Annotated in this window: 10 protein-coding genes; all 10 read right to left on the bottom strand. The window is 46.0% G+C overall.

Going from position 1 to position 12844, the window contains the following annotated elements; genetic code table 11:
* Positions 1–12: 12 nt before the first annotated feature.
* Positions 13–1011: an adenosine deaminase gene (gene add / locus V9W66_RS18720; protein WP_144093117.1), complete on the bottom strand. Its 999-nt coding sequence runs from the start codon at positions 1009–1011 to the stop codon at positions 13–15.
* A gap of 101 nt (positions 1012–1112) precedes the next feature.
* Positions 1113–2903, bottom strand: coding sequence for an aminopeptidase P family protein (locus V9W66_RS18715; protein WP_144093115.1), 1791 nt, complete (start codon positions 2901–2903; stop codon positions 1113–1115).
* Between the two features lie 4 nt (positions 2904–2907).
* Positions 2908–3711, bottom strand: a complete 804-nt coding sequence (thiD, locus tag V9W66_RS18710) for a bifunctional hydroxymethylpyrimidine kinase/phosphomethylpyrimidine kinase (protein ID WP_144093113.1) — start codon at positions 3709–3711, stop codon at positions 2908–2910.
* Positions 3708–4388, bottom strand: a complete 681-nt coding sequence (locus tag V9W66_RS18705) for an HAD family hydrolase (RefSeq protein ID WP_186290002.1) — start codon at positions 4386–4388, stop codon at positions 3708–3710. Before V9W66_RS18705 ends, thiD begins: the two co-directional genes overlap by 4 nt.
* A gap of 204 nt (positions 4389–4592) precedes the next feature.
* Positions 4593–6005, bottom strand: a complete 1413-nt coding sequence (locus tag V9W66_RS18700) for an amidophosphoribosyltransferase (protein WP_144093109.1) — start codon at positions 6003–6005, stop codon at positions 4593–4595.
* Between the two features lie 263 nt (positions 6006–6268).
* Positions 6269–8830 (bottom strand): heavy metal translocating P-type ATPase, encoded by a 2562-nt coding sequence (locus V9W66_RS18695; RefSeq protein WP_144093107.1) that lies wholly within the window; start codon positions 8828–8830, stop codon positions 6269–6271.
* 36 nt (positions 8831–8866) lie between these two features.
* On the bottom strand, positions 8867–9178 hold the full coding sequence (locus V9W66_RS18690) for a metal-sensing transcriptional repressor (protein ID WP_144093105.1): 312 nt from the start codon (positions 9176–9178) through the stop codon (positions 8867–8869).
* A 234-nt stretch (positions 9179–9412) separates the two neighbouring features.
* The gene (gene miaB, locus V9W66_RS18685; protein ID WP_144093103.1) at positions 9413–10840 is read right to left on the bottom strand and encodes a tRNA (N6-isopentenyl adenosine(37)-C2)-methylthiotransferase MiaB; all 1428 of its coding nucleotides are present in this window, start codon (positions 10838–10840) and stop codon (positions 9413–9415) included.
* A 101-nt stretch (positions 10841–10941) separates the two neighbouring features.
* Complete coding sequence (gene cls / locus V9W66_RS18680; RefSeq protein WP_144093101.1) at positions 10942–12516, bottom strand: cardiolipin synthase; 1575 nt, start codon at positions 12514–12516, stop codon at positions 10942–10944.
* 80 nt (positions 12517–12596) lie between these two features.
* Positions 12597–12773 (bottom strand): 30S ribosomal protein S21, encoded by a 177-nt coding sequence (gene rpsU / locus V9W66_RS18675; RefSeq protein ID WP_004222305.1) that lies wholly within the window; start codon positions 12771–12773, stop codon positions 12597–12599.
* Positions 12774–12844 lie beyond the last annotated feature (71 nt).

The following is a 12844-nucleotide window of genomic DNA, read 5'->3' as shown; positions in this document are numbered from 1 at the left end:
TTTTCATATAGTTCAGAAAAGAAGCTGTTCTTTCAGTTTCCATTTTCTGTTCCTGGAAGTAAAGGCTGCCTCCACAGAATTCAGAAGCAGCAGCCTTTTCTGCTCCTGGGTAAGATTTAACAGAGATTCCATATATCGGAATTCCCGGGAAAGGGTTGTTCTTTCAATCGCCGGATCATCGGTATTTAAGGTTACCTTAAGTCCCATTTCGAGAAATGCTTTCAGCGGATACACAGACATTTCTTCCATAGCTTTTGTCTGGCGATTACTTGTAGGGCACATTTCCAGAAAAACCCCCTTATCCTTTACAAGCTGTATCACTTCCTTATTTCCCGCGATCCTCACACCATGACCGATCCTGACTGCCCCCATATGGACAGCTGTTTTTACATCCTCTGCATTTCCGGCCTCGCCTGCATGGATGGTAAATGGAACCTGATATTCTCTTGCTTTTGCAAAAAGCGCCTCGTAGTTTTCTGTTGGAAAGAGTGCCTCGGCTCCTGCAAGATCGATAGCAACCACGCCGCCATCTTCAACAAGATATTTTTTTGCCAGCTCCAGAGTTTCCAGATTTTCTTTCTGGTTAAGATCACCGCGCATACAGCATAAGATCAGATTACCGGGGATGGGAGCTCTTTTCAGACCACGTAATGCAGCGTGGATCGCTGTTTCCTGGGTCATTTCCTTCTGTGTATGGAGCTGTGGGGCAAAACGAAGTTCTGCGTAGATCACACCGTCTTCTTTCATTTCAGAAAGGATAAGATAAACAGCCTCTTCCAATGCCTCTTCTGTCTGAAGAAGGGAAAGAGGCAGGTCAAAGCATTTCAGAAAATCATTGAGATTTTCGCAGGTATCCGGCACAGAAAGGAGAGAAAGAAGCTCTTCATCTGTGGCAGCCGGAAGCGTGATCTGCTGCAATGCGGCAAGTTTTCTGGCTATCTCTGTGGTAATGCAGCCGTCCAGATGTGCGTGGAGATCGATGTAGTGATCAATTCTATTTTCTGTTTTCATAGGCGCTAAGTACCTCCCTGGTTGGATTTATTCTTATCCCTGAAATGGTTTTGCGTTTCTTATGGTATCTGTCGGAAGGAAATATTAAGGTGAATTCCGGGTTATATTTCCTGTGTGGCTTTTTTTAACCAGGATTGCTCTTCTTCATTCAGATACGGAGAAATCTTTTCGTATACAAGGGCATGATACTGATTGAGCAATTTGCGCTCTCCTGCTTCCATCTGTTCCGGATCGATACCTTCCAGATCAAATGGGACCAGAGTCAGTGGCTCAAATTTCATAAACTGGCCGTAGGATGTTTTTTCGGCTTTTTTGCAAACTACAAGATTTTCGTGACGGATGCCGAATTCATTTTCCGCATAATATCCCGGTTCATCGGAGGTGATCATCCCTTCTTCCAGAACAGGAGCCGGAAGCTCGGCAGGGCTTTTCCAGCGGAAGCTCTGCGGTCCTTCGTGTACATTGAGAAGATAACCTACGCCATGGCCGGTTCCGTGGTTGTAATCCTCTCCCATAGCCCAGAGAGGTCCTCTAGCCAGGGCATCCAGATTCAGGCCGGTACAGCCGTAACGGAATTTTGCTGCTGCCAGGTTCAGGTGTCCACGGAGTACTGCTGTGAAATATTTTTTTTCTTTTTCAGTAACCGGGCCAAGTACAACGGTGCGGGTGATATCAGTAGTGCCCTCCAGATAATGTCCGCCTGTATCCATCAGAACCAGCCCTTTTGGCTCCAGTGGAATATTGGTTTCTTCTGTTGCACTGTAATGGACAATGGCTCCATGTGCACCGTAGGCAATGATGGGATCAAAGCTGTTTCCCTGAAAATTCTCCTGTCCGGAACGGAATTCATAGAGCTTATCAGCAGCGGAAAGCTCGGTGATCTTCTGTTTTCCCGCATTTTTCTTCAGCCAGTGGATAAACTTCACCATTGCAACGCCATCTTTAATATGGGCTGTCTTTTCATTCCGGACTTCGGTTTCATTTTTGATGGCTTTTGGGAGAAGGGTCAGATTTTCACCCTCCAGGATCGTTACCGGCTTTGGAATACTGCTGGCCAGCCGGCTGTTTACATTGCTTCTGGAAAGAAATACCTTTTTCTCTTCGGGGATCGTCTGTACATAGGTGTAAATATCATCATATGGATAAATGGCAATGCCGTCTTTGGAAAGTGCTTCCTTAACAGAATCCGAAAAGGCTTTTTCATTGACAAAAAGACGGAGCTCACTGTCATCCAGCACAAGATAGGAAAGAACTACCGGGCAGCAGTGGATATCATTTCCGCGGATATTTAAAAGCCATGCAATATCATCAAGGGAAGTGAGGATAAAGAGGTCTGCGCCCTTCTCTTTCAGTTTGCTGCGGATCTCACGGATCTTGTCTGCTCTGGATCTTCCGGCCCATTTTTCGGATAATTCCATTACCGGTTCACAGGAAAGTGCCGGACGGTCATTCCAGATATTTCCGATAAGATCCTCATTTACAGAAAAATGTACCTGTTTTTTCTGAAGGATTTTTTCTAGCGTCTCTGCTTCTTCTGCACTTACGGTACGGCCATCGAAGCCGAGACACATTCCCTCTTTCAGATTTTCTTTCAGGAATTTGTGGATCGTTGGTACGTCCGGTTCTCCCATCTTAAACAGAGTAACCGGAGTTCCCTCTAACTGCTGTGCAGCCTGGATAAAATATCTTCCGTCTGTCCAGAGTCCGGCCATGTCCTGCATGATCACGGCAGTTCCGGCAGAACCGGTAAATCCGGTGATGTATTTTCTGCATTTAAAATAATCCCCAACATACTCAGAACCATGAAAATCATCGGTCGGAACCAGATAAGCATCGATTCCCTTTTCCTTCATTTGTTTTCTAAGAGCTGTGATCCGTTCTGTAACTGTCATAATCTTATGCCTCCTCTGTATAACTGTTCTTTATCGCAAAGCCATGATCCATAGGGCCGCTTCCTTTTCCCAGATCCAGCATGGCAGCAAGGGCTCCGGAAATATAGTCCTTGGCACGGTTTACAGATTCCACCATGGAAAATCCCTTTGCAAGGTTGGAAGTGATGGCCGAGGAAAGAGTACATCCTGTTCCGTGGGTGTTGGGATTGTCGATCCTTTTTCCCTCAAACCACTGATATGTTCCATTCACATAGAGAAGATCATTGGCATCATTGAGCTTATGTCCACCCTTGCAGAGAACTGCACAGTGATACTGCTCGGAAATCTGTTTTGCAGCTTCGATCATATCATCGGCGCTTTTGATCTTCCGTCCGGTAAGCACCTCGGTTTCCGGGATATTGGGGGTGAGAAGATCTGCAAGAGGAAACAGTTCTTCCTTCAGAACATCCACCGCCTCCTCACTGATCAGTCTTGCACCGCTTGTGGCAACCATAACCGGGTCCACCACGATATTTTTTGCCCGATACTGTCGGAGCTTTCCTGCGATCATATGGATCCGATCACTTTCGGAAACCATTCCGATCTTTACTGCATCCGGAAAGATATCCGTAAAAATACAGTCCAGCTCCTGACCCAGGAACTCTGCGGTTACATTCTGGATGGCTGTGACACCGGTGGTGTTCTGGGCAGTCAGCGCGGTGATGGCACTCATGGCGTATACTCCGTTTGCCATCATGGTTTTAATATCGGCCTGGATCCCGGCTCCTCCGCTGGAATCGCTGCCTGCGATGGTTAATGCTGTTTTCATCTTTGGTTTCCTCCGTTTTCTGTGAATATATGGTTCTGTAACTCTGTCAGATCCCGACAGTAGATATAGGCATCCTTTTTCAGCTGTTCCTGATCCGGTTCTCCCAATGCGTCATAAATACCGGCAGTCAGAAATCCTGCATTTCCGGCAGTCTGCAACGCGTAGAGTGAATCCTCCACAACCAGCGTCCGGGATGGCTCCGTTCCCAGTGCTTCTGCAGCTGTAAGATAGACCTTCGGAGAATGTTTGCTTTCTCCGATCTCACTGGTGGTATAGATTTTATCAAAAAAGGAAAGAAGTCCGTTTCTTTCCAGCGCCCGGCAGATATGTTCCCTGGGGCTTGAGGTTGCTACCGCAGCCGGGATTTTCTGTTCTGCAAGGCATTGAAGAAGTTCTCTGGCACCTGGTTTTGCCGGGACCTCTTCAAAATAGTATTTACGGATCCGGGATTTCAGATCCATCACGATCTTTTCTTCGGAATACGCAAGAGTAAACCTGTTTTTCAGCCAGTCCGCTCCCTGCTCCATACTCATGGGAAAAAGGATTTCGTCCATTTCCGCAACCGGCTGATATCCCAGATCTGTAATATATCGTTTTCCAAGCTCCTTCCAAACAGAGAGCGAATCCAGAAGGACGCCGTCTGCATCAAATAGCACGGCTTTTATAGGAAAAATCATGTTTATACTCCTGAAAATTTTTTTGTGATACTCTGTCATTGGAACATTACGAAATAATTTCCCATGGCATAAAAAACTGATATAAAAAACGCGGATATATCACAAAAGATATATCCGCATTTATTATAAGCCGCAGATATCCAAAATGCAACCGGGAGTTAAGGAGGCTCATCTGAAACATCAGCTCTATTTTCAAAACATTTTTTATTCTTTACCGTTAAAACAATATGTGCATACATTACAAGGATCGATCCCAATGGATTCCAGAAGATCATCCAGTCTGTGATAACGGAGAGTTGTAAAATTCTGCATCTCGCAGATATCCTGTACCATCTGCTCGTATTTCTCTGTATGTGGATCTGCATATTCATCCAGAACTTCCTGCGGACAGTTGGGGCCTTCTCTCTTCTCGATCACCTGACGGGCGATCAGCTCCATCTCAGATTTGGAACGTGAGAAGTTTAAATATTTGCAGCCGTACATGATTGGCGGGCAGGCAGGACGGACATGAACCTCTTTGGCTCCGCTGCGGTACAGAAATTCGGTTGTCTCGCGAAGCTGGGTGCCACGTACGATGGAATCGTCTATGAGAAGAAGTTTTTTATCCTTGATCAGCGCACGTACCGGGATCAGTTTCATTTTGGCAATAAGATTACGCTGGTTCTGATTGGTCGGCATAAAAGATCTGGGCCAAGTTGGTGTATATTTAATGAATGGTCTTGCGTAAGGAATGCCGGATTCATTGGCGTATCCGATGGCATGGGCAATGCCGGAATCCGGAACACCGGCTACAATGTCCGGGTGCACGGAATCGCCGTCTCTCTTTGCAAGCATGCTTCCGCAGCGGTAGCGCATCTCCTCTACATTTACACCTTCATAAGAGGCTGTCGGATATCCGTAGTAAACCCAGAGGAAGGAACAGATCTTCATTTTCTTTCCGGGCTCAACCAGAGTTTTGACTTCGTCTGCTGTTACGAATACGATCTCTCCGGGGCCAAGTTCTTTATAATCTTCGTATCCAAGGTTGATATAGGCATGACTTTCAAAGGAAATACAGTATGACCCTTCTTTGCGGCCAATTTCCACAGGAGTTCTGCCCATCTTGTCACGGGCTGCATAAATTCCGTCTTTTGTCATAAGAAGCAGAGTCATGGAGCCGTCGATCAGTCCCTGTACGTACTGGATACCTTCCACAAAATTGTCCTTTTCACAGATCAGTGCAGCGATCAGTTCGGTCACATTGACTGTTCCGTTGGTCATCTCCTGAAAATGTACCTTGGTCGTATCATACAGCTGCTGCAGAAGTTCATCGTAATTATTGATCTTTCCCACAAAAGTGAGGGCAAAGCTGCCGATCCTGGAACTGAACAGAAGGGGCTGAGGCTCATAATCAGAAATACATCCGATTCCCATATTTCCCTTCATGGAACCCACATCTCCGTCAAATTTTGTACGGAAAGGCGTGTTCTCAATGTTGTGGATGGCACGGTCAAATCCATGTTCTCCGTAAACAGCCATACCTCCGCGGCGTGTTCCCAGATGAGAATGGTAATCCACTCCGTAAAAAAGCTCCAGTACACAGTCATCCTTCGATGCTACTCCAAAAAATCCGCTCATAATGCGCTCCTCTCTACTACCATGATGTTAACGATTTCTGTTATCGTTCCTATATCCATAATCGCTATCAGTATAGCATAAGAGAATTGAAAATAAAAACCAATTTGGCGGATAATCCTGCTTTTTCAGAATAAACTATAAAGATATTAGCCGGATTTATAGAAGTGGAAAATTTTTTTCTGTATGAGACAAAAGAAACAGCTCCGCTTTTACAGAACTGTTTCTTTTGGCCATTTGGCAAATATGTGGTTTAAAAATCCGGTTTATTCCTGGGTGATTCCCTTAAACTCGTAACCGGCTTCCCTGATCACTTCTTCAACCTTTGCCTCGTCAACCTTCTCAGGTACAGAGAATACAGTTGTTCCGTTCTCGTGGGAAGAAACTACGTCTTCTGCTCCGAAAGCTGCCTGGATGGCTTTGTTTACGTGTGCCTCACAGTGTCCGCACATCATTCCTTCTACATTGACCGTTACCTTTACCATTGTTTTATTCTCCTTTTCTTCTTTTATATTTTCATCATGACTGATGTGTAATGTTACCGGATTTTTGATCGTTTTGTCTTTGGCTGCATTGTGGACCTGAAACAGATTCAGACGCAGCGCATTTGTTACAACACAGAAGCTGGAAAGACTCATGGCCGCAGCTCCGAACATCGGATTCAAGGTCCATCCGAAAAGCGGGATCCAGACACCTGCTGCAAGGGGAATGCCGATTATATTGTAGAAAAATGCCCAGAAAAGATTCTCATGGATATTCCGAAGTGTGGCGCGGCTTAAACGTACTGCCGCTGGAACATCGCTTAACTGGCTTTTCATCAGAACAATATCTGCCGCATCAATGGCAATATCGGTTCCTGCACCGATGGCAATTCCGATATCGGCTCTTGTAAGTGCCGGTGCGTCGTTGATACCGTCACCGACCATGGCAACCTTTCCCTGCTCCTTCAGAGCGCGGATCACACTTTCTTTTCCATCCGGAAGAACTCCTGCGATCACATCGTCAACCCCGGCCTGAGCTCCGATGGCTTTTGCGGTACGCTCATTGTCACCGGTAAGCATAACTACACGGATTCCCATGTTCTGAAGCTCTTTTACTGCACGGGGACTGTCTTCCTTGATTACATCCGCAACTGCGATGATTCCCAGAAGTTTACCGTTTCGTGTGAAAAGAAGGGGCGTTTTTCCCTGCTCTGCAAGCTGCTCGGCTCTCCTGTTAAGATCTGCGGAAACCTTCGTCTGGCCACTGATAAATTTCATGCTTCCGCCTGTCAGTTTGTCACTTCCAAATATAGCGGAAAGTCCGTTTCCCGGAAGTGCCTGGAATCCGGTTACTTCACCTGTGGCAAGGTTCTTTTCCTCGGCTTTTTTGAGAACTGCCTTTGCCAGTGGATGTTCACTTTTTTTCTCCAGTGCACAGGCCAGCGTGAGAAGCTCTGTTTCTGTGATTCCCTCTGCCGGGAGAATATCTGTTACCTCCGGCTGACCGCTTGTAATGGTTCCGGTTTTATCCAGTGCGACGATCTGGACTTTTCCTGCTTCCTCCAGGGAAACAGCTGTTTTGAAAAGAATTCCGTTTTTGGCACCCATACCGTTGCCGACCATAATGGCAACCGGTGTTGCAAGGCCAAGTGCGCAGGGGCAGCTGATGACCAGAACGGAAATCCCCCTTGCCAGAGCATAACCGAAGGTCTGTCCTGCAAGAAGCCAGATGATTGTTGTGATCACTGCGATTGTGATCACTGCCGGTACAAACACACCGGAAACACGGTCTGCGATCTTTGCGATCGGTGCCTTGGTGGCTGCCGCATCACTGACCATTTTGATGATCTGGGAAAGGGTGGTATCCTCTCCCACTCTGGTCGCTTCGCATTTGATAAATCCGGACTGATTCACAGTTGCCGCAGAAACCATATCTCCGGCTTCTTTATCGACCGGGATACTCTCTCCGGTCAGTGCGGATTCATTGACTGCTGTGGTTCCTTCCAGGATCACTCCATCCACCGGAATATTCTCTCCCGGGCGGACGACAAAGGTTTCTCCTTTCTGAACCTGCTCAATAGGAACGGTAAGTTCCTGTCCCTTTCGTACCACGACCGCAGTTTTGGGCGCCAGCTTCATAAGGCTTTTAAGCGCATCCGTTGTCTTTCCTTTAGAACGGGCCTCCAGCATTTTTCCTACGGTGATCAATGTCAGGATCATGGCTGCAGACTCAAAATAAAAATCCATCATGTAATTCATAACTGCAGCAGAATCTCCGTCTGCCTGTGCTCTTGTCATGGCAAACAGTGCATAGACGCTCCACAGGAAGGATGCCATGGAGCCAAGAGCTACCAGAGTATCCATATTTGGGGAACGGCGCCACAGACTCTTAAATCCATTGATGAAAAATTTCTGGTTGATCACCATAATGATACCAGCCAGGAGCAGCTGTACCAGTCCCATGGATACGTGATTGCCGTCAAACCATTTCGGCAGTGGCCATCCCCACATCATGTGCCCCATGGAGAAATACATCAGCACCAGCAAAAATCCTACGGATGTGATAAGACGTCTCTTTAGGATCGGAGTTTCATGATCTTCCAGCGCTTCTTCTGCCGCAGACATGGAAATCTTTGCTCCGGCAGCTCCGCCCTTTAAGGATGCACCATATCCGGCGGCTTCCACTGCGGCAATGATCTCGCCGGATGAAGCGGTTCCCTCAACTCCCATGGAATTGGTCAGAAGGCTGACGGAACAGCTATTCACCCCCGGAACTTTTGATACGGCTTTTTCCACACGGGCAGAGCAGGCGGCGCAGCTCATACCAGTTACATTATATTGTTCCATTTTCTTTCAGTACCTCCTAAAATCCAGTTTGTCCCTTTATTTCATCAGCTTCTGGAGGGTTGCTACCAGCTCATCAATGGTCTCATCCTTACCTTCCCGGATATCCCGGGCAACGCAGGTGCGGATGTGGCTGGCAAGCAGCTCTTTGTTGAACGCATTCACTGCAGCATTGACTGCAGCGGACTGAACCAGGATATCATTACAGTAGGCATCATTCTCCATCATTCCTATAATGCCTCTGATCTGGCCTTCAATACGTTTCAGACGGTTGATCAGCTTTTTTTTCTCCTCCTCTGAACGTGCAGTGTGTTTTTCACAGCAGCAGGGACAGGCTTTCTTTTCAGACATAGGCTGTCTCTCCTTTCTCATAAATACCCTCATGGGGTATCCTCTGTATATGGAATAATATATACCCTCATGGGGTATTTGTCAATAGAAAACAGTATTATTTAAATAAAAAAAGCCCGCTCATCCGATAATGGCAATGAGCAGGCAATATAAACTTATAATTAGACGAATCAGGTAAGTCCCCAACGGGGTTGCGAAAAGCAATAAGCAGTGGGTGGGGACTTGTCTATAATTCTACTCTTCCACGATATGTCCGAAATAATAGAATCCCTTGCAGGTATCCAGGCTTACTTTTACATATTTGCCGATGAGATCTTTTTCTCCCGGGAAATGAACCAGAAGATTATGCTGGGTACGGCCTGTAAGAGTACCCTTCTCCCGGTTTTCGTCTTCTACCAGGATTTCCTGTACGCTTCCCTGGAAACGTGAGGAATTCTCCCGGCCCTTTTCCTGTACCAGGGTAAGAAGACGGCTGAAACGGTCTTTTACCGCATCCTCCGGCACCTGATTTTCCATGCCGGCTGCAGGGGTTCCGCTTCGTTTGGAATAAATAAATGTGAAGGCAGTATCGTAATTTGCTTTTCTTACAACATCCAGTGTTTCCTGGAAATCTTCTTCTGTTTCTCCTGGAAATCCGACCATGATATCTGTTGTCAGCGAAATATCCGGGATCGCCTTACGGATCTTATTTACCAGCTCCAGATATTTCTCCTTGTCGTAACGGCGGTTCATTTCCTTTAAGACTCTGCTGCTTCCGGACTGCAACGGAAGATGCAGATGGTGACAGATCTTCCGGCTCTCTGCCATGGTCTGGATCAGCTCATCGGACAGGTCCTTCGGATGGGAAGTCATAAAACGGATACGCTTCAGCCCTTCGATCTTTTCCACTTCTTTCAGAAGTTCTGCAAAGGTTACCGGTGTTTCCAGAGTTTTTCCGTAGGAGTTTACATTCTGACCAAGAAGCATGATCTCAGTAACGCCATCTGCGACCAGTTCCTCGATCTCGCGGATGATGGCCTGTGGCTCGCGGCTCTTTTCGCGGCCGCGGACATAAGGAACGATACAGTAGCTGCAGAAGTTATTGCAGCCAAACATTACGCTGACTCCTGTTTTGAAGGAGTATTTGCGGGAAGTTGGCATGCCCTCTACGATCTCATCGGATTCCTTCCAGATATCAATGATCTGGTCGTCGGTCTGCAGCGTCCGGTAAAAAAGCTCCGGGAATTTGTGGATATTATGGGTTCCGAATACAAGATTTACATATTTATAATCCTTGCGGATCTTTTCCACTACGTGATGCTCCTGCATCATACATCCGAACAGTACGATCTTCATATCCGGGTGCTCCCGTTTGATGCTCTTTAAATGTCCAAGATGTCCATAGATCTTCTGATTGGCATTTTCCCGGACTGTGCAGGTGTTAAATACAACTGCATCGGCATCCTCGGTATCTACCATTTCATATCCCATTTTTTCCATGATGGCCGCAATAGACTCTGTCTGGATGGAGTTCATCTGGCATCCTTCGTTCTGGATGTGGAAGGTGGGACGTTTCGTACTGCTTTTGGCAAGAAGCTCTTTACATTTTTCAATGTACTGAAGCTGGATCTCTGTTTCTTTGTTCTGGCTCAAATCAATTCCTCCAATAACTAAAAATTTCATATGTATCTATAAATTATTTTTCTTTAGACAATATCAGACGGGAGCATTGAACTCCCGTCTGATATATCATACAGAATTTACAGTTGTCTGTCAAAGAGTTTTTATAATAGCGGTGCAAAAACTCTCAGTACGTTCTGAATGGCACGTACCATAATATTTCTCTTCTGGCAGAATGCCAGATCAATGGGATCACAGTACTCCAGGGTTTCTGTAAAATCATCCCGGATGTCCAGGATCACATCATTCTTATACATCCAGACACCATCTTCAAAATGCAGATAAAGGCTTCGGTAATCCAGATTTATGGTTCCTACGACGCCTACTTTGTCATCACAGACAAAAGATTTTGCATGTAAAAATCCCGGCTGGTATTCGTAAATCTTTACACCTGCTTCCAGAAGCTGTTTATAATAAGACTGTGTCAGCAGGAAGACCATTTTTTTGTCCGGGATACCTGGTGTCATGATCCGGACATCCACACCGCTTTTTGCAGCGAGGCACAGGGCGGTCATCATCTCATTATCTATGATCAGATATGGTGTGCAGATATAAACATAGTTTTTGGCGCGATTGATAATATTAAGATAAACGTTCTCTCCTACGATCTCATCGTCCAGGGGGGAATCGCAGAATGGCTGGACATAACCGCTTCCCGGAAATTCGTTGGGGTGCCACCTGTGCGGAACATAATTTCCGAAATCAAGAGAAGTATCTGTTCTGGTAACGATTCCCCACATATACAGGAACATAGCTGTCATATTCCAGACGCCTTCTCCTTTCAGCATAACGGCTGTATCCTTCCAGTGGCCAAACCGTTTTCGCTGATTGATATATTCGTCAGCCAGGTTGATGCCGCCGGTAAAACCGGTCCAGCCATCGATCACACAGATCTTACGGTGGTCACGGTTATTCTGGATTATATTAAGAATCGGACGGAACCTGTTGAATACTTCGCATTTGATTCCTCGCCGACGCATCTCCTGATCATACTTGTATGGCAATGTGGTAAGGCAGCCGAAGCCATCATAGATTAGTCGGACATCCACTCCTTCTTTAGCCTTTTTTTCAAGGATATTAAGGATCGTCTGCCACATTACCCCGTCATTTATGATGAAATATTCGATAAAAATAAAATGCTTTGCCTGCTCCAGTTCATGCACCAGAACCGGAAACATATCATCTCCTACCTGAAAATACTCTGCTGTGGTATTCTCGTGGACCGGATATCTTGAATACTGCCAGATGTAATCCGACTGGATTCTCATGGAACGGTCGTCTTCGTTTAAACGTTTTCTTGTGAGCTCTGAGCCTTCCAGGTATTCAGCAGTTTCATCAATAAGATTCTGATAATGCTGCTCCATTACAGCGCCGATCCGTGACTTACCGAAAAGAAGGTACAGGGAAACACCAAATACCGGAAAAATAAGGATCAGCATCGTCCAGGCGAGCTTATAAGATGGATTGATCTTTTTATTTACAATCCACAGAACAACCAGAAAACCTATGACCTGCATTCCGATCGTCACCCATCTGGAATATTCCATAAGCCGGAAAAGGGCGATCAACAGCCATGCCAGCTGCACAACAAGAGCCAGAGCTACATAAAAAATTCGATTAAATAATAATTTAAGGAGCGATCGCAATGGTTTGATAATCAGTTTAATAAACAAATTCATATTTCTTTCCTTCGTCAAACGTTCCTGTTTCTATTTAATTAAAAATCCCTGACCATACAGCCAGGGATTTTTGCGCACAATTAATTATATTTACGTTTTCTTGCGGCTTCAGATTTTTTCTTACGACGAACGCTTGGCTTCTCGTAATGCTCTCTCTTACGGATTTCCTGCTGGATTCCCGCCTTGGCACAGCTTCTCTTGAATCTGCGAAGAGCGCTATCTAAAGTCTCGTTCTCTTTTACGATAACGTTTGACATAGACTCACACCTAACCTCCCTCCAGTTGTAGATTGTGCTAAAATACAACTGTCTGGGTATTTTTCTTGCAC

The organism is Blautia massiliensis (ex Durand et al. 2017), from assembly GCF_051861785.1.
Lineage (GTDB): Bacteria > Bacillota > Clostridia > Lachnospirales > Lachnospiraceae > Blautia_A > Blautia_A luti_A.
This window is presented reverse-complemented; position numbering and strand designations above follow the sequence as displayed.

Excerpts from the sequence above, each read along its gene's own strand:
- add (WP_144093117.1), bottom strand. The coding sequence starts at position 1,011 with ATGAAAACAGAAAATAGAATTGATCACTACATCGATCTCCACGCACAT.
- V9W66_RS18715 (WP_144093115.1), bottom strand. The coding sequence starts at position 2,903 with ATGACAGTTACAGAACGGATCACAGCTCTTAGAAAACAAATGAAGGAA.
- thiD (WP_144093113.1), bottom strand. The coding sequence starts at position 3,711 with ATGAAAACAGCATTAACCATCGCAGGCAGCGATTCCAGCGGAGGAGCC.
- V9W66_RS18705 (WP_186290002.1), bottom strand. The coding sequence starts at position 4,388 with ATGATTTTTCCTATAAAAGCCGTGCTATTTGATGCAGACGGCGTCCTT.
- V9W66_RS18700 (WP_144093109.1), bottom strand. The coding sequence starts at position 6,005 with ATGAGCGGATTTTTTGGAGTAGCATCGAAGGATGACTGTGTACTGGAG.
- V9W66_RS18695 (WP_144093107.1), bottom strand. The coding sequence starts at position 8,830 with ATGGAACAATATAATGTAACTGGTATGAGCTGCGCCGCCTGCTCTGCC.
- V9W66_RS18690 (WP_144093105.1), bottom strand. The coding sequence starts at position 9,178 with ATGTCTGAAAAGAAAGCCTGTCCCTGCTGCTGTGAAAAACACACTGCA.
- miaB (WP_144093103.1), bottom strand. The coding sequence starts at position 10,840 with ATGAAATTTTTAGTTATTGGAGGAATTGATTTGAGCCAGAACAAAGAA.
- cls (WP_144093101.1), bottom strand. The coding sequence starts at position 12,516 with ATGAATTTGTTTATTAAACTGATTATCAAACCATTGCGATCGCTCCTT.
- rpsU (WP_004222305.1), bottom strand. The coding sequence starts at position 12,773 with ATGTCAAACGTTATCGTAAAAGAGAACGAGACTTTAGATAGCGCTCTT.